Annotated in this window: 12 protein-coding genes and 1 CRISPR repeat array; of the genes, 1 reads left to right on the forward strand and 11 read right to left on the reverse strand. The window is 55.3% G+C overall.

Translation table 11 applies throughout. The features are described from left to right. Positions 1-7 precede the first annotated feature (7 nt). The 10 genes from V3C20_RS10605 to V3C20_RS10650 form a co-directional block, all read right to left on the reverse strand. Positions 8-1,015, reverse strand: a complete 1,008-nt coding sequence (locus tag V3C20_RS10605) for an oligopeptide/dipeptide ABC transporter ATP-binding protein (protein ID WP_130084884.1) — start codon at positions 1,013-1,015, stop codon at positions 8-10. Positions 1,016-1,028: 13 nt separating this feature from the next. Then, on the reverse strand, positions 1,029-2,006 hold the full coding sequence (locus tag V3C20_RS10610) for an ABC transporter ATP-binding protein (protein ID WP_130084883.1): 978 nt from the start codon (positions 2,004-2,006) through the stop codon (positions 1,029-1,031). Between the two features lie 3 nt (positions 2,007-2,009). Next, the gene (locus V3C20_RS10615; protein ID WP_130084882.1) at positions 2,010-4,262 is read right to left on the reverse strand and encodes an extracellular solute-binding protein; all 2,253 of its coding nucleotides are present in this window, start codon (positions 4,260-4,262) and stop codon (positions 2,010-2,012) included. 25 nt (positions 4,263-4,287) lie between these two features. Beyond that, positions 4,288-5,895: an ABC transporter permease subunit gene (locus tag V3C20_RS10620; RefSeq protein WP_130084881.1), complete on the reverse strand. Its 1,608-nt coding sequence runs from the start codon at positions 5,893-5,895 to the stop codon at positions 4,288-4,290. A 5-nt stretch (positions 5,896-5,900) separates the two neighbouring features. Beyond that, positions 5,901-7,289, reverse strand: coding sequence for an ABC transporter permease (locus V3C20_RS10625; protein WP_130084880.1), 1,389 nt, complete (start codon positions 7,287-7,289; stop codon positions 5,901-5,903). Between the two features lie 188 nt (positions 7,290-7,477). After that, positions 7,478-8,215 carry a metallophosphoesterase family protein gene (locus V3C20_RS10630; RefSeq protein WP_130084879.1) on the reverse strand — a complete coding sequence of 246 codons (738 nt, stop codon included), beginning with the start codon at positions 8,213-8,215 and terminating at the stop codon, positions 7,478-7,480. Positions 8,216-8,379: 164 nt separating this feature from the next. Beyond that, complete coding sequence (locus tag V3C20_RS10635; protein WP_130084878.1) at positions 8,380-9,279, reverse strand: hypothetical protein; 900 nt, start codon at positions 9,277-9,279, stop codon at positions 8,380-8,382. A gap of 56 nt (positions 9,280-9,335) precedes the next feature. Then, a complete protein-coding gene (locus V3C20_RS10640) occupies positions 9,336-10,934 on the reverse strand; it encodes a DUF2075 domain-containing protein (protein ID WP_202975691.1) in 1,599 nt (532 codons plus the stop codon). A 484-nt stretch (positions 10,935-11,418) separates the two neighbouring features. Continuing rightward, entirely contained in the window at positions 11,419-12,336 is a 918-nt protein-coding gene (locus V3C20_RS10645) for a 2-dehydropantoate 2-reductase (protein ID WP_130084877.1), read from the reverse strand. A gap of 33 nt (positions 12,337-12,369) precedes the next feature. Continuing rightward, complete coding sequence (locus tag V3C20_RS10650; RefSeq protein ID WP_130084876.1) at positions 12,370-13,992, reverse strand: formate--tetrahydrofolate ligase; 1,623 nt, start codon at positions 13,990-13,992, stop codon at positions 12,370-12,372. Positions 13,993-14,575: 583 nt separating this feature from the next. Between V3C20_RS10650 and V3C20_RS10655 the strand changes: the two genes are divergently transcribed. Further along, positions 14,576-15,730 carry an acyltransferase gene (locus tag V3C20_RS10655; RefSeq protein ID WP_130084875.1) on the forward strand — a complete coding sequence of 385 codons (1,155 nt, stop codon included), beginning with the start codon at positions 14,576-14,578 and terminating at the stop codon, positions 15,728-15,730. 414 nt (positions 15,731-16,144) lie between these two features. Continuing rightward, positions 16,145-16,825: a CRISPR direct-repeat array (repeat unit 31 nt; unit sequence GTCGCACCCTCACGGGTGCGTGGATTGAAAC). Between the two features lie 308 nt (positions 16,826-17,133). Here the strand turns inward: V3C20_RS10655 and V3C20_RS10660 are convergent. After that, a complete protein-coding gene (locus V3C20_RS10660) occupies positions 17,134-17,403 on the reverse strand; it encodes a zinc ribbon domain-containing protein (RefSeq protein WP_130084888.1) in 270 nt (89 codons plus the stop codon). Positions 17,404-17,461: the final 58 nt, after the last annotated feature.

Genomic DNA, 17,461 nt, shown 5'->3' on the forward strand with positions numbered 1-17,461 from the left:
CGGAGTTTTACCTCTGCCGGAGTTTGTCCCAGTCTTCCGGCTCCAGGGAGCAGGGGTCCGGAGCTACCCAGTGTCCCGGTTCTATTTCCACGGGCGTCAGGTCCGCTCCCACGGTTTCCGGATAGGCGGGGTGCTGAATGCGGTGGCCGAAGGCAGAACCAAGCGGCGGATTGATGGGGGAGGGTACGTCTCCCGGCAACGGCTGGTGCGTGTTGGCTTTAGCGGGGTCCGGTTCCGGAATGGCATCCAGCAGAGCCTTGGTGTAGGCGTGCCTGGGAGCCTGGTAGATGGTTTCCGCGTCTGACATTTCCACGATTTTTCCCAGGTACATGACGGCCACGCGGTCGGAGATGTGTTTGACTACCGCTAGGTCATGGGCGATGAAGAGGTAGGAGAGCTTGCGTTCCTCCTGGAGTTCCAGGAGCAGGTTGAGCACCTGGGATTGTACGGACACGTCCAGAGCGGAGACGGGTTCGTCCAGAATGATGAGGCTGGGATTTAGCGTGAGGGCGCGGGCGATGCCGATGCGCTGGCGCTGACCGCCGGAAAATTCAAAGGGAAAGCGGTCGATGGCGCTGTCCGGCAGGCCCACGCGGTCCAGCAATCCGCGCACCCATTCCCGGCGCTGCGCCGGAGTGCCCATGCGGTGGATGACGAAGGGTTCCGCCACAATCTGCCCGATGGACTGCCGCTGGTTGAGGGATTCCGCAGGGTCCTGGAAGACCATCTGGATGTGGGGCCGCAGGGGCCGCATTTTGCGCTGGGAAAGGGTGGCAATGTTCTGGCCGTTGAACTGGATGGACCCTCCTGTAGGCTTCAGCAGGCGCACGATGCTTTTGCCGATGGTGGATTTTCCGCAGCCGGATTCCCCCACCAGCCCCAGCGTTTCGCCGGGATAGATGTTGAAGGAGACGTCGTCCACCGCCTTCACCCAGCCCGCCTGGCGCAGGAAGATCCCGGAGCGGACGGGAAAGTACATTTTCAGGTTGTTGACTTGCAAGAGTGGTTCCGGCATGGCAAAGGAGGGGTTAAAGGTTGGCGCAGCGGGGGCAGGCTTCCACGAAGTGCCCGGGGGTCACTTCCACCAGGGGCGGGCGTTCCGTCAGTTCCTCCGCAGGCACGCCCTGCCGCTGGCAGAAGCGGCAGCCGGGCACGAAGTCCGCAATGGAGGCCACCTGGCCGGGGATGGTGGGCAGCTTGGTCTTGCGCACGGAGCTTAATTGCGGGATGGAGGCCAGCAACCCCCTGGTATAGGCATGGAGCGGATTGGAGAAGAGTGCCCGGACCGGGGCTTTTTCCACCACACGTCCGGCATACATGACCACGACGGAGTCACAGCTCTGGGCGATGACGCCCAGGTCGTGCGTGATGAGGATGGAGGAGGAGCCCATTTCCGCCTGAAGGTCCTTGAGCAGGGAAAGTATCTGCGCCTGCACCGTGACGTCCAGCGCCGTGGTGGGTTCGTCCGCAATGATGAGTTCCGGATGGCAGGCCAGGGCGATGGCGATGACGACGCGCTGGCGCATGCCGCCGGAGAGCTGGTGCGGGAATTCGTCCACGCGCTGTTCCGGAGCGGGAATGCGGACGCGCTGCAGGAGCTGGATGGCGGCGTCGCGCGCTTCCCTGGCGTTCAGGCCGCGGTGGAGCATCAGGGATTCCCCTATTTGCCGCCCTATGCTGTGCACGGGATTCAGGGCCGTCATGGGTTCCTGGAAGATGACGCCGATGTGCCTGCCGCGGATGCCGTGCATGTCCGTTTCCTTGGCTTGGACCAGGTCGCGTCCCTGGAACAGGATTTCCCCGTCCAGGATTTTCCCCATGGGCTGGGGCAGAAGGCGGACGATGGACATGGCCGTGACGCTCTTGCCACAGCCGGATTCCCCCACGATGCCTACGCAAGAGCCCTTGGGGACGGTGAAGCTGACGCCGTCCACCGCTTTCAGCAGGCCGGATTCCGTCTCGAATCCGGTGACCAGGTTCTTGATTTCCAACAGGGGTTCGCTCACTTGTTATTTTTCCGTGGTAGGGGGTTCTTCCTGAGTGACGCCGTTTTCCGGGATGGCGGGGACGGAAGGCAGCTTGTCCGCGCCGTCCTTGTTGTCCAGGCTGTCGATGGAGTCAAGGAAGCGGTACTGGTCGTATACGGCGTCCACTTCCTCGAAGGTTCTGCCCTCCCGCTTGGCTTCCAGCGTTTCTTTCTTCACGTCGTTGTCCACCCAGTACAGGTAGCTTTCCATGGGGTCGAAGACGACCGGATGGCAGAATTGCGTGGTGGCGCTGTTGGGCCATTTGACCCATCGCCAATAGCCCAGGCGGATGAATTCCGTGGTCCAGCAGGGCACCCACAGGGCTTCGTCATGAATTTTCTGCTGCACTTTCCAGGTGGCTTTCTGCAGTTCGTCTTCCGTAGCGGCGTTCGTTTCGTCGTCCAGCAGCTTGTCCATCTCCTTGTCCGCATAGGCGGTGATGTTGTTGGTGTACGTGATGAGGCTGCCGCGTTCGTCGTAGGCGTAGCGGGAATGGAAGCCCTGCTCGTTCATGGGGTGGGGCGGAGTGAATCCCCAGGCCATGAAGGAGGCCTGGGCGCGCTTTTCCATGATCTTGCGGAAAGCTACGGTGGAGTCCAGCGGGTCAAGCTGGATTTCCAGGCCGCACTTGCGGGCGTCTTCTTTCAGCTTGCCCAGTGTGGAGGCCAGGGTTGGAGAAGAGTTGGGGAACGTGATGGCGGCGGTCAGACGGGTGCCGTCCGGCTTGCGGAGAATGCCGTCCGGACACGGAATGGTGTAGCCTGCCTTGGCGAAGAAGGTGCGCGCCTGTTCCGGAGAGTAGGACCGCGCCTTGATGTAGGGATTGGTGAATTTACCGAAGCCTGAATCGTAGGAATTGAGGCGCTGGTAATCTCCCCGGAATGTGATATCAATGATGTTCTGGATATTCAGCGCGTGCTGGAAGCCCAGGCGAACGTTGAGATCGTTGAACGGCGGCTTGGATGTGTTCAGGAAGATGCCCGTGGGCGGCCGAGGATAGATGGTGTAAAATGTGCTGCGGTTGATGTAGCCGTTGTGGACTTCCGGGATTTCCATGCGTTCGTGCCACAGTTCCGGCTTTGTGATGTTCAGCACGTCCAGCTCCCCGATGCGGAAGAGTTCAATGGCCTTGGACGGTTCCCCGATGAAGTTGTACACGATCTGGTCCACGTTATACATGTACTTCGTGAACTTCTTGTCCTTGCCCCACCAGTCCGGAATGCGCTGGAGGATGACCTGCCGCCCGCGGATGATGCCGTCAGGCTTCACCACGTATGCCCCGGTGGTGGGAGGCACGCGCCACTGGTAGCGTTCCACATAGCTGGGGCCGAACTCGCAGTAGAAATGCGGCGGGGACGGGATGAACAGGGTGCAGTAGTAGGGCAGCAGGGGCTTGGGGGAGGGAAGAGTGACGGAGAAGCGGCTATCGTCGTAAATGGTGATGTTGGAGGCGTTCTGGTAGTAGAAGTTGTTGTAAAAAACGTCACGGCTGTGTTCCGAGGTACGGATGTACATGTTTACCAGCAGGTCCACCGCCTTGACCTTGGCTCCGTCCGAGTAGCGGGCGTCCGGGTCCAGTTCGAAATAGACGGTGCGCCTGTCCGCGGATTCCGCCCATTTTCTGGCGATGCCGGGAATGATTTTTCCGGTGACCGGGTGGATGGAGACGAGGCCGATGATGATTTCATCATACAGGGGGCCGCGGAATCCGCTGTTGCTGTTCGGGCCATTGGGACGGAATGTATCCGGGTAGGAGCCGGGAGCCCACTGGCGCAGAACGCCGCCTTTTTTGGCGTTCGGGTCGCCTATTTCCGGATTGTCCAGCCCGTCTTCCCATTTGAGGTCTGCGGGGATGTCCGCCGGAGTCTTGAATTTAATATAGTCCCCTTCGCTCTGTCTCCGGTGAATGACGGACAGCGCGGCTTCGTCGGAGATGAGTTTGCTCTGCAGTTTTTCACGGATTTTGGGGTCTTCCTCCTTGAAGAATTTTTCCCGGAGTTCCCGGATTTCCTTTTGCTTGGCCGCTTCTTCCCTGGCCAGCCTGTCGTTGATCTGCCTGTTCCACCGTTCCGGGAAGGTGTCGAAACCCGGCGGCAGGGTTCCGAAAGGAACGTTCGGCTGCCAGCCCACCCCCTGGGATTGGGAGGAATCCTTGCAGCCGGCGCCCGCTGTCAGCAGAAGGGACACGGAGACGGAGGCAAGGATCGTGCGGAGAATGGCGGAAAGCTTGAGCATGGAGTCTGTGAAAAAGGGAATATTCTTATTTGTAAGTGGTGAATTTTTTTGGGTCGAAGGCTTCGCGGACGGCCTCCCCGATGAAGGTGACGAGCAGCAGAGTGATGACCAGGGCGGAGAAGGCGGAGGTAACCACCCAGGAGGCGGAAAGGTCCGCAAGGCCGTCATTCAGCAGGCGCCCCCAGCTTGCATAGGTGTCCGGAAGGCCGAAGCCGAGATAGTCCAGGGATGCCAGGGCCAGGATCAGGGCGGAGACGCTGAACGGCACCAGCGTGACCAGAATGGCAACCAGGTTCGGCAGGATGTGGACAAAGAGGATGCGGTTGGTGGACGCCCCCACCACGCGCGCCGCCGCCACGTAGTCCCGCGCCTTTTCCTTCATGGTGGAGGTTCGGAGCTGGTAGGTCATGGACATCCACCCGAACATGATCAGCAGGCTGATAATCAGGAACATGCCTTTCATCTGCAGGGGCACCATATCCGAGATGATCATGATGATGAAAAGGAAGGGTACCTGGGAGAAGATTTCTATGAGGCGCTGCATGCCGAGATCAAACATGCCGCCGAAATACCCCATCATCATCCCGAAGGTGATGCCGATGAAGTACACGATGGGCAGGTAGAAGATGGCGGCTTTCATGTTGACCTGAAGGCCGCCGTACAGGTAGGCCAGGATGTCCGCCCCCTGCGTGTTGGTGCCCAGCAGGTGGCCGCCCTTGAGGGGCGGGGCCGGGTGGTAGAAAATGCGGCTGATTTTGTTTTCATCCGTCTGTTTCAGGAAGTCCTCCTTGGTGCCGGGGCCGTTGTAGTGTTCAGCCACAATCTTGTTGTTCTCGTAGGTGGCGCTGTACACTTCCGTCCTGTCCTCCAGCCATCCGGTGGCGCGGTCCACCTTTTTTCCCTTGCGGAATTTGTAGCTGATGTGCGGCAGGGCCTCTTCATCCTTGTGCAGGCGGGAAGCAAGACCGGAGTACGGTTTGCCATCGGATTCGCAGACCAGCCCCTCTTCATTCACGACCAAGGCTTCCGAACCGGGATTGGTGGAATCTCCCGTGGGATCGTAGGGGACGAGGGGCATGACGACCAAAGAGGGTTTTCCCGGCTGTCCCGCCTGTTTTTTCAGTTCCCGGTAATTGGCTTCCGCATCCGCAAAGTCCCCGGTCTGGCCGAAGGTAGAACCCTTGTACACCTTGCGCATGATGGCAGGGAAATACCAGGAGCCATCCTGGATGACCAGAAGCGCCCTTTTTCCCACCAGACACTGGTCCATGCAGGCCAGCAGCGTCAGGGCCAGCAGGATGACCAGGGAGACGTAGCCGCGGGAAATGCTTTTGAACCTTTGGAGGCGTCTTTTGGTGATCGGCGTGGGGCGGAACCGGCGCGGTCCTTTCAGCCTGATCCAGAGGCCCGCTCCGGCCATGACCAGCACGCAGGCCCAGCCGAACCACAGGAATTTCCCCTGAGGCATCAGGAGGCCGCTGCTGTTCTGGTCCGCGCAGACGATGTGAAGCATGCTCATTTCCCGCGAGACAGTGAAGGGCCAGCTCAGCGTGGGGAGGAGCAGCCCGCACAGCTCGCCCGCGGCGGTGAGGACCGCCAGGATGATGAGAAGGTATGCCAGTTTTCTAACCATGTGTGTTATTCAAATTTAATGCGCGGGTCTACGGCGGCCACGATGATGTCGGAAAGCAGGTTGCCCAGCACCATCAGGAAGGAGGTGAGCAGCAGCGTGCCCATGATCAGGGCGTAGTCCTTGTCCATCAGGGCCTGGTAGCTCAGCATGCCGAAGCCTTGGATATCGAACACCTTTTCCACCAGCATGGAGCCGGCCACAATCAGGCTGATCAGACTGCCGAGCGTGGAAGCGATGGGAATGAAGGAGTTGCGAAAGGCGTGCTTGATCACGGCCCCCTTGAAGCTCACGCCTTTGGCCATGGCCGTCCGGACGTAGTCGGAGGAAAGGTTGTCCATCAGGTTGTTCTTCATCATCATCGTAGTGATGGCGAAGGAGCTGACCACGTAGCAGATCAGGGGCAGCACGGTGTGGTGCAGCAGGTCGGCCGCCTGTTCCCAGAATCCCATGTCTGCGAAATCCGCGGAGGTAAGGCCGCATAGCGGAAACCATTCCAGGCGCGCCCCCAGGTACACCACGAGCACGGCGCCCAGCGCAAAGCCGGGAACGGAGTACCCCAGGAAGATCAGCACGGAGGAAATGTTGTCTACCAGGCTCTTGTGCCGTATGGCCTTCACAATGCCCAGGGGAATGCACACGGAGTACGTGATGATGGCGCTCAGGATGCCGAAGTACAGGGACACGGGAATGCGCTCCTTGATCATGTCCCAGACCGGTTCATTGTATTTGAAGGAATTGCCCATGGTGCCCTGGAGCAGGCCGTCAAAGCTTGTCTTGTACATCACGGCCCGCCAGGCATAGCCTTTCGCCTTGTCCTGAATGGCCCCCTCATTTCCCGTCTGCCGCATGCGCCTGGCCCAGCGTTCGGCGCGGTCCATTGGGGATTCCACCTCCACCGTCCATCCTTCCGTAGCCGCTTTCCGGGAAGGCGTCCCGGAAAAGAAAGCGTCCTTGACTTCCTTGGAATCCTTGTCCGGCCGCACGACGACGACCTGTTCTCCCGTCTCGTTCAGATTGATTTTGGTGTGGGTGTCGGAAATGCCGGCATATTCGTCCTCCCTGTCTGCCGGCTCCTCACCGCTAATAACCCCGAATTCCTCGCGGGAAATGGAAATCTTCTTGGGCAGCACGCCCAGCCATTGCAGATAGGCGGTGACGATGGGTTCCTGAAGGCTGTATTGCTCTTCCAGCCGCTCCATGTCGGCCTCGCTCAGGTTATTGTCCCCGCGCTGGGACCCCGCCTTCTGGCCGGACAGGGCGCTCATGCTCTGCTGCTGCATCATTTGTTCAATGGGACCTCCCGGAACAAAGCGGGTTATGCAAAAGACGAGAAAGGTGACCCCCAGGAGCGTCAGGGGCATGAGAAGGAGTCGTCTGATGATATAGGTCTTCATTCGTCGCGCAAAACTCTACTGATTTGTGGCATGCTAGGCAAGCCGCAATCCTTGTTTGTGAGCCTTTCCTAACATGTGGCTTTCCACGTTTTCCCACATTCCGGACAGGAGAATACAGAAAAACCGCCAAAATGGCGCCGCATTTCCAGCTTCCGGCTTTGGAGGTCCGGCCGCTATTCGCGGAAGGGTTATATTCCTTCCCCCAATCGGCGCGCCAGCATATCCGGCAGTCCGGCAGCCAGAATGCGCCGCTGGGCTTCCTCTAGGTCGTATTCCACGCGGCGCTGGTAATAAACCATGCCGTTCGTATCCAGAATGCCGTAGGCGGCGCGGGGGTCTCCGTCGCGCGGCTGTCCTACGGACCCCACGTTGATAAGGTACTTGTTGGTTTTGAGAAGCTGGATATCCCCGGATTCGTATTCCTGGATGCTCCCTTCGTGCCGGATGAAGGTGCGCGGAACGTGGGTGTGGCCGTTGAAGCAGAGGAACTGGTTATCCCGCAGCATGTTGATGCTATGCGTAGCCGTGTCCACATTTGTGACGTATGCCCAGGAGTTGGGCTTGTCCTGCGTGGCGTGAACCAGCACAATTTCATTGGGAAGAATGCGCTGGAAGGGGGCACGGCGCAGCCATTTTTTCTGCTCGTCGGAAAGCTGCTGGCGCGTCCACATCAGGGCACTGTACGCCACGGGATTCATGCCTGCCGGATTGTCTTCCCCGATCGCTTCCTCGTCGTGGTTGCCGCGGACGGTAGGAATCTGGCGGGAACGGATGAATTCAAGGCATTCGGAAGGATTGGCATTGTAGCCCACGATGTCGCCCAGACAGTAAACGGCATCGCATTGCAGCTGTTCTATATCCTTCATCACCGCTTCCAGGGCGGGCAGGTTGGCATGGATGTCGCTGATCAGGGCTATTCTACTCATGGTATTGCGGAAAACTATTATAGCGCATTTCCCGTTTTTTGCCAAGGGGGGAAATTGCAACGGCGTAGCAATGGCCAAAGGCAGGAGATTAAATATCAGTGTAAGGGGATAAAGGCCGCAAAATAATTCTGCGGAGATAAAATATCACTTGTGCCCGGAAATCTTTAATCTTTTCCATCCGGCACCGGATCATCCCGTTTGGCTTCCGGCAGAGATTCCAGCGCTTCCCTCAGTCCATCCACGGGGTATCTGAGGGAATTGGCCAGGTGGGCGGTCATCATGTCGCGCGCTATTTCATCTGTAGGATAAAGTTCGCGGAAGGGAATCCTGTCCTTTTCCGGTATATGCAAACGGTTTTCCAGCACGAAAATGTTGGTGACCAGGCTGGGAACGCGGTTGTGGGGGTCTTTGAACAGTTCTTTTCCCAGTTCCAGCGCTTCTCTGGATTTGGAGGGCACACGGGTCAGAGCGTAAAACTCCTTGCGCGCCGTCAGGGCTGGAGCCCTCAGTTCACGGGCTTTCCGGTAGGCTTCCGCGGCCTTTTCAAAATCCGGCTGGCGGTACGTATCGCTGTACATGTTGCCCAGCAGGGAATACAGGTACCAGCTGTCGGGATTGGCCTTGATGCCCTTTTGCAGAAAATCGCGTCCCTTCTGAATGTACTTGCGGAATCCTTCGCGGCGTTCCAGCGGGGAAAGGCGCTTGTTGTCCAGATAGCTGGAGGAAGCGTTGTTGCCCAGATGCCAGGAACCGTTGTCCCAGTAAAAATCGGAATGGGGTGCAAGGGCGGTGATCTGGTTGTAGCGGCGCTCCAGATTGGCCCAGTCGGAAACCAGGAAGCAGTCAAAGGCTTCCATGCTCAGCACCGCCGCCACCAGGGAACGCAGGCCGCCCAGAGACACCATGGCAAGCTGCTGTTCCAGATAATCGGAGGATGAAAGGTTCACCGGCTCTTCCAGCAGTCCAGCGTTCTTCTCCTGCTCCAGAATACGTTCCTGCAGGGGCAGGCGGATCATGCCGAAGCCCAGCAGGGCAATGATGAAAATGACGGTGTTTTTCAGCATGATTCGTAAGGGGCAATGGAAATTACTGATGACCTACTGTTTAGAGATATAAGAGGTCATGATAGTTCAGTAATTCCTACTTCTTTTAGGTACTGATAAATACCATCATAGAATGAATGTTGCCGAGTGAAATCTGTGTCACTGCCTTCAGGTATAAAAATCACAAAACCCTGACGTGCACGTGTTAATAGAACTCGGTATGTATTCTTCAGGTAGAGCTGGGCATCTTGATTACGCACCATTTTCCATTTGGAGCCACTAAAATTGTAGGGTTTAAAAGACCCGTTTTCCATACGGTAGTCCGCATCCCATGCCACAAGGCTCCAATCTATTTCTAGACCTTGTATATCAAATTCTGTAGCCGTATCTTCTAAGAAATAGGAAGAACGCACATCTTCCTTATTGTTCAAGAACCAATTTTTTGCTTGGATAGTGCTTTGTACGCAAATGCCAAATTGACGCAATCGCTTAGCACCAGAACTGGCGATGAGTCCGTAACGCTCTGTGCCACCAGCTTTAGAATATATCCAATTCCGGGCTTTTTCTAGACTGCGCGTCATTACAATAGGATATTTATACTTTAATTGGGAATAAAGATTCTGTGCCCTTGGCAAGTCATTATCCAAAAGTGATTTTACAAAATCTGAGACTTGTTCACTGCGGAAAGAGCGGAGAGACACAGCTAGATGTAAATCTCTTTCTGGATAGTAATTTAATCCGTTAAAAAATTTTTCAAGTTCCAGCCCACGTGTGTATTCCTCATCAGAGATTTGACGTGACACATAAACTTTCCAATGAGGGAAACGATTTTTAAGGGCATCAAACCAGGCTGGTAATCCAGCTTCTCCGGTATGTATTTCTTGGCCACCACCAATTAAACAGATGATCACAGCCCAATCATCGTGGCGATCCATCGCACTGATGAGAAACTCAGGTTCGGACATCTCCCAAGAGAAAACGTTACGTTCTTTCATGAACTTGGCCGTTTTTTCTTGTGTCCAAGCACGCTGTGCTTCGTCAAAAATCGCTACCTTTTCAAGAGGAGCTTGGTCTGGTTTGTTGAGAGCATTGTCACGGAAATGGTGAATATTCTGAATGAAAACAGAGGATTTTCTTTCAGCATCAGTTTTAGTTATTTTTTGATCAGAACGCTCAACTTCATCTCGGGCAAGAGCTTCTCGTAACACCGATACTAGCGGGCCATTACCAGAAAGAAAGACAGCATGTTCTCCTTCATCATATTGGTGTCGTTCATTAGCAATATTGAGGCCCACTAAGGTCTTTCCTGCCCCCGGCACACCAGTGATAAAGCAGATCGATTTTTCATGGTTCTTTTTACTATCATTGATGATACGGTTAATAGTTTCTGTGGTCTGATTCAGATTAGAAGCTCCTGCATCACTGCGTGCGATTTCTTTAACATCATGCCCACGGTATAAAGCTTGAGCTGCTTCAATGATCGTGGGCGTAGGCTTATATGGAGATGAAAGCCACTGATCAAAAGAGAATGGCTTATCAGATAGTTGGTCAGTTAACTCTTTTAAGATTGGGCCTAATGAATTTTCATTACACAGAATAGGGCGATAAATATGGTCATCATCAGAGATAAGCTGGTATGGAACAGAAGGGGCATCACTACAAACAACGAGTGGCACAATTATTTTATGATGGCTCTCTTGATGAAAGTATTTTAAATCAAGAGCATAGTCTACTACTTGATCTATAACGTATTTAGAGTAATGTTTTTCTCCTGTCTTAAATTCAATGACATAAAGGATGCCAGAAATTGTTATAATGACATCAATGCGTTCTCCAATACGAGGAATTGTGTATTCAAATGTAATGAATCCTGAAGGAAAATTCTTAAGAACTTTCTGAAGTATTTCGATTTCACGAATCCATGCATTACGTTGAGTTTGTTCTAATACAAATGGGTTGTTGCGAGTAATTTGCCCAAGAATTTCATCTAAGGATTATTTGCAAAATTGTTGTATATTATTGGAATAATAAAAACGATACATTGTGTCTTATAGATTTAATTCATGGGTTGTTGTACACAAAAAATCCTTGGAGAAATAAAACTTTGGTAGATTGAAAAAAACTACCTGAATTATTCCTAGAATAAAGAAAAGAATAATCCTAATCCATTTTCAGGCGCTGGCGGATATCCCTGTCCAGTTGTTCCCATTCGGGTACGGAGGCTCCGGCCTGATGGGCTTTAGCGAGGGGATCGCCCCAGATGGCCGTGTATTCGATGGGGCGTCCTTCGTTGTAGTCCACGGCGCTGGACGGGATGAAAGCTCCCATGCTTTCCGTGCGGGAAAGGTGGAATTCGACCAGGTCGTCCGGCAACGTGTGGCCGCGGGCTTTGGCGGCCCGGACCACTTCTTCCATGATGCGGCGGACACGGGCGACGTTTTCCGGGTTTTTGTAGAGTTCCGCGATGCTGATGCCCCCCAGCGCCAAGCAGAGCCCGTTGAACGGTATGTTCCAGACGAGCTTGTACCACTGGATCTGTTCCGCGTTGTCAAAGGCGCGTGTCTTGATGCCCGCCCCGGCAAAGAGAGCGGAAAGTTCCTGCGCCTTTGCGGAGCCCTTCGGTGACGGTACGAACGGTGCGAATTGAATGTTGCCGCCTTCCAAATGGTTGATGTGGCCCGGTTCCTCCCGCATGGCGCAGATGAAGCACAGGCCCACGTAAATGCGGTCCGACGGGATAATACGGGCGATTTCCTCCGCGTTTCCCATGCCGTTCTGGAGAGTGGCTACCACCGTGTCCGGTCCCATCAAGGGAGGGAGGGCCTTGGCAAATCCCGCATTGGCCGTGCTTTTCCAGGCGACGACGACGAGATCCACCGGACCGACTTCCGACGCTTCCCGGTATACCTTGATGCGGGGCAGCGAAATGTTCCCGTGCAGGCTTTTCACTTCCAGACCGTGTTCTTTCAGGTAGTCGTATTCCGAGCGTACGATGAACGATACGTCCTGGCCGGATTCCTGAAGTCTGGCTCCGTAATAGCAGCCGAGCGCCCCGGCTCCCAGAATGGCTATTTTCATGGCGGTGAAGGAGGGTGTTTTTTCTTGGACCGTTTACAGCCCCTGGACGTTGCCTTTGTTGTCCAGATAGATGTGCATGGCGTTCGGGGAGACGGGCAGGGCGGGCATGCGCATGATTTCCCCGCAGAGGGCTACCAGGAATCCGGCCCCGTTGGCGATTTCAAAGTCGCGCACGGTGACGGTGAATCCGGTGGGGCGGCCGCGCAGCCTGCCGTTGTCGGAAAGAGAGTTCTGGGTTTTTGCCATGCAGATGGGGAGGTCCGTTAGACGGCTGGCTTCAAACTGGGCCAGCTTCTTTTTGGCCGCAGGCGTCAGTTCCACGCCGTCCGCTCCGTAAATGCTGCGGGCGATGATATTGAGTTTTTCCTCCACCGGCAGGGCAGATTCATACAGGGGCTTGAAGGGCGGGGAAGGACGGTCTGCCGCTTCTACCACGATTTGAGCCAGTTCCTTCCCGCCTTCCCCTCCGCGGGAAAAGATGTCCGCAATGGCGCAGGGGATGCCGCGTTCCGCGCAGTGCTCCATGATGGCGTCCAGTTCCTCCTGGGAGTCATCAAAGAATTTGTTGACGGCCACGACCACGGGGCGCTTGTAGTGGGCGGCGGCGTCCAGATGGGCGTCCAGGTTTGCCAAGCCCTTTTTCAGGGCGGCCACGTCCGTGTTTTTCAGATCCGCCAGGGCGGTTCCTCCGTGCATTTTCAGGGCGCGGGCCGTGGCGACGATGACGATGGCCGCGGGATTCAGGCCGGACTGGCGGCATTTGATATCCAAAAATTTTTCCGCACCCAGGTCAAAGGCGAATCCGGCTTCCGTCACGGCATAGTCACCGAAGTGGAGAGCCATTTTCGTAGCCAGCACGGAGTTGCAGCCGTGGGCGATGTTGGCGAATGGGCCGCCGTGCAGGAAGCAGGGCACGCCTTCCACGCTCTGGACTAGGTTCGGCATCAGGGCGTCTTTCAGCAGGGCCATGACGGAGCCGGTAATGCCCAGTTCCTTGGCGAAAACGGGTTTGTCGTCCGCCGTGAAGCCGATGACGATGCGGTTGATGCGATCCTCCATGTCCTTGTAGGACGTAGCCAGGCACAGGCATGCCATGATTTCAGAAGCCGGGGTGATATCGAACCCTGTTTCCCGCGGGAATCCCTGCCTGTTGAGGCCCACGATGATGGAGCGCAGGGCCCGGTCGTTCATGTCCATCACGCGTTTCCAAGTGACTTTGCGTTCGTCGATGTTCAGTGTGTGGAAGAACATGGCGTTGTCAATGATGGCGCTGATGAGGTTGTGCGCGGAGGTGATGGCGTGGAAGTCCCCCGTAAAGTGCATGTTGATTTCCTCCATCGGCGTCAGGGAGCTTTGTCCGCCGCCGGTGGCGCCCCCCTTGCGGCCGAAGACGGGTCCCATGGAAGGCTGGCGGAGCGCGAGGCAGGCTTTCTTGCCGATGGCCTGGAGCCCCTGTGCCAGACCGATGGACACGGTGGTTTTTCCTTCTCCGGAGGGGGTGGGGGTGATGGCGGATACCAGGATGAGCTTGCCGGGAGTGGCGGTCTTGTCGAGCACACTCAAGGGAATCTTGGCCTTGTTGCGGCCAAAGGGAATGACGTCGTTTTCATCGACGCCCAGCTTGCTGACACAATCGGAGAATGCGGGAATGACCATGTGCGTATGATGACGGAAGTATGGGGCTTTTGCAAGAAGTTCGTGGACTGTGGAGAGAGGAATCCGGGCCGTTTTTACAGCCGGTGGGGAGGGACGGCGTAGGCCGGGCAACGGACGGAGAGGACGACGGCAATCAACCGGAGGGATTGTTTCATCCTGCGGGATGAAGGGACCGGAGCACGGGAACAGAAAACGGAAGAGGGCACCGGATAACGGCGGCATTATTTTTGAAAAATGGAGGCAGGCGTAGGGAAAGTTTCTTGCCGGTTTCTGCAGGAAAAAGAGGGAAGGAGGACGAGCGGGAGAAAGGCGGAAAAGGTCCGGAGTTTTTCCGGCGAAAGGCTGGTTCATCATGATTTTTCCGCGGAAAACCGGGAAGAAAACGGTTGCCGGCTGGGTTGCTGCAAGGGAGCGTAGGTCGCATGCAAACTTTGTGTCTTTGTTTTAAGGCTGTTGAAACGGTCTGCTCGTTTTTGGAGAGAGGAAAGTCCTTTTTCCATTTTATGATAGAATAAGCCGGGGAAACGGGTATAGTTTCCGAACGCCTGCGACGATGACGGGCGGCGCTTATCCCTTCACCACCATGAGTACCAACCAACCATTGAATGCCGGAGGCGGTCACATCGCCTGGGTAGATTTTCTGCGCATCCTGGCCTGCTTCCTCGTCGTGCTGGCCCATTGCTGCGATCCTTTCGTAGGGAGCTTTGACGGCAGTTTTGACTTTAAGTCGGGCGTCTTCATCGGCAGCCTCGTACGGCCCTGTGTTCCTTTGTTTGCGATGATTTCCGGCGTCCTGCTTTTTCCCGTGACGATGGAAATGGGAGCTTTCTATTCACGCCGGCTCAAGAGGATTCTGATTCCGCTGGTCGTGTGGTCCCTGGCGCTTCCCCTGTTTTACTTCCTCTACTTTGCCGCAGGTGTGCAGACGGCCAGCCCCAACATCGTGATGGACACTTACACCTGGAGCGCCACGGTCGATAAGCTGTACACCTTTATTTTCAATTTCAATTATGATACCACTCCCCTCTGGTACGTGTACATGCTCGTAGGCCTGTACCTCTTCATGCCCATCATGAGCGCGTGGCTGACCCAGGCCAAAAGGAAGGACGTGAAGATTTTTCTGGGAATCTGGATATTCAGTATGGTCCTGCCGTACGTCCAGATGCTGGCTCCGACGCTGGGGTATGAGGGCAATTACGGCAATATGGGGATTCTGGGCATCTGTGACTGGAACCCGTACGGCATGTTCTACAACTTCGCAGGCTTCATGGGGTACATGGTCCTTGCCCATTATTTGATGAAGTATCCCCTGGACTGGAACTGGAAAAAGACACTGTCCATCACGCTCCCCCTGTTCCTGGCCGGATTTGCCATTACCTTCTTCGGCTTCCTGGAAACGCAGAAGCATTTCCCCGGCCAGTATTCCAAGCTGGAGATTCTGTGGTACTTCTCCGGCATTAACGTGTTCATGATGACCTTTGCCATCTTCGCCATAGTGAGCAAACTCCGGATTAAAACCAGCCCGGCGTTGTCCCGGATAGCCGCCCTGACCTTCGGCGTGTACCTGTGCCACTTCTTCTTTGTGCAGTGCGCCTATGATGCTATTGACTTCCTTGGGTGGACAGGTCTTCCCGCCTGCGTGAAAATTCCGTTGATGGCCTGCCTGGCGTCCGCCGTTTCGCTCTTCCTTGTCTGGCTGCTGAACCTCAACAGGTGGACGCGCAAGAGCATCATGTAAAAGATCCGGATATTTGTTTGCACGGACGCTGCGGAACGAGTGAAACTGTTCCGCAGCGTTTTTTGTTCGGAAAGGCTTTTTTCTGTGGTGGACAGCAAAGGCTGCGGTGTGGTTTGAGGAAAGTTGCTGGACGAATCGTCGTGGTCATTTTATTATAAATACGCATCACGTGCAGGCACCGGTTATCCGGATGAGGCATCTCTTTTGAAGAGAAGAGCCGGCATCCGTGGTTCCCGGGCCAACCCCAAGCACACAGAAAATTCCCGGAAAGTCGGCGCTTTTTGTAACCTGTTGGGGATGTTAGATTGACAGTAATGATCATTTTTTAAGGCGTGGGTGCTTGCAGATTGGTATGGCAGGTTGGCGCAAATCATTATTTGTGCAATTAATGATCAATTTGTAAGCTCCCCCGCCGTCGCACCCTCACGGGTGCGTGGATTGAAACAGGATTTGGAACTTACCGTTTCACCGTGGGCCGAAGTCGCACCCTCACGGGTGCGTGGATTGAAACTATGAGTGCGAAAAGTGCCACTCGATCACCGCAAGTCGCACCCTCACGGGTGCGTGGATTGAAACCCGGCTGACGTTGCGGCGATGCGAGAGGCACCCGTCGCACCCTCACGGGTGCGTGGATTGAAACTACAGTCCGCAAGTTGTTCTTCAGGCGCGTTACAGTCGCACCCTCACGGGTGCGTGGATTGAAACCCGGCGAGGATCACCTGGTGGAATTCGTATTGGAGTCGCACCCTCACGGGTGCGTGGATTGAAACCAATTTCTCCAATCAGGCCGCGGCATCCGTGCAGCGTCGCACCCTCACGGGTGCGTGGATTGAAACTTTCCGCATCCCATTCGATTTTAACGTGTTATAAGTCGCACCCTCACGGGTGCGTGGATTGAAACTCCGGGTTGGCGTTGTAGGTGTCGTCTATCACGTCGCACCCTCACGGGTGCGTGGATTGAAACTACCTGTCCCGCACTTTTTGGATTAACACGGCCGTGTCGCACCCTCACGGGTGCGTGGATTGAAACATTTTATGCTCATCCGTCCATCCCCTGCGCCTCAGTCGCACCCTCACGGGTGCATGATCATATGGATTGTTCATAATTCGAGCAGAATGCTTTTTCATATACACTGTAGAATGCAGGAGCAACGGTTATGCTTCAACATTTCACGATGCTAAAAAGCCGCCAGATTTTTTCTGGCGGCTTTTTTGTGTCGGTTAAGACAGGTGGGACAGGCCCGGATGATCTAAGGCCGGTTAGTCTTCCATGTTATCCCCTTATGGATCATGATTTCCCGTCAGCCATTCCACAGGTATTCCTGATATTTTTATCAGGCTTCCTGCCTTCGGCAGCTGTTTGTATGAGATAGTTTGCCCTGTGAAGACAAGGGGTTATCCCGTTATTGCTTCCATCTTTTGAGGTGCGGGAAGAATTGCTTCATGCCGGACCGGGCTTCTTCCACGGTATATTTCTTTTCCGAGTCCTTGTTGAATTCATCAAGGTATTCCAGGTTGTGCTCGATCATTTCATCCATGGTGCAGTCCCGGGTGAAACGGCCCTCTGCATAGCAGTAGTGGCAGTAGTCCTCGTTGCTGCTTCCGTCCGCTTCTTTTCCGAAGGTGGAGTCGTTTACGGGCATGCCGCAGCTCTGGCAGAATTGTTGTTCCATTTCCATGTTTGTTGGAGGGGTGTTTGTTACTTGTTCTCTGCACGAATGTCCGTGATAT

Source organism: Akkermansia sp. RCC_12PD, from assembly GCF_036417355.1.
Taxonomy (GTDB): domain Bacteria; phylum Verrucomicrobiota; class Verrucomicrobiia; order Verrucomicrobiales; family Akkermansiaceae; genus Akkermansia.

Excerpts from the sequence above, each read along its gene's own strand:
- V3C20_RS10605 (WP_130084884.1), bottom strand. The coding sequence starts at position 1,015 with ATGCCGGAACCACTCTTGCAAGTCAACAACCTGAAAATGTACTTTCCC.
- V3C20_RS10615 (WP_130084882.1), bottom strand. The coding sequence starts at position 4,262 with ATGCTCAAGCTTTCCGCCATTCTCCGCACGATCCTTGCCTCCGTCTCC.
- V3C20_RS10620 (WP_130084881.1), bottom strand. The coding sequence starts at position 5,895 with ATGGTTAGAAAACTGGCATACCTTCTCATCATCCTGGCGGTCCTCACC.
- V3C20_RS10625 (WP_130084880.1), bottom strand. The coding sequence starts at position 7,289 with ATGAAGACCTATATCATCAGACGACTCCTTCTCATGCCCCTGACGCTC.
- V3C20_RS10630 (WP_130084879.1), bottom strand. The coding sequence starts at position 8,215 with ATGAGTAGAATAGCCCTGATCAGCGACATCCATGCCAACCTGCCCGCC.
- V3C20_RS10635 (WP_130084878.1), bottom strand. The coding sequence starts at position 9,279 with ATGCTGAAAAACACCGTCATTTTCATCATTGCCCTGCTGGGCTTCGGC.
- V3C20_RS10645 (WP_130084877.1), bottom strand. The coding sequence starts at position 12,336 with ATGAAAATAGCCATTCTGGGAGCCGGGGCGCTCGGCTGCTATTACGGA.
- V3C20_RS10650 (WP_130084876.1), bottom strand. The coding sequence starts at position 13,992 with ATGGTCATTCCCGCATTCTCCGATTGTGTCAGCAAGCTGGGCGTCGAT.
- V3C20_RS10655 (WP_130084875.1), top strand. The coding sequence starts at position 14,576 with ATGAGTACCAACCAACCATTGAATGCCGGAGGCGGTCACATCGCCTGG.
- V3C20_RS10660 (WP_130084888.1), bottom strand. The coding sequence starts at position 17,403 with ATGGAACAACAATTCTGCCAGAGCTGCGGCATGCCCGTAAACGACTCC.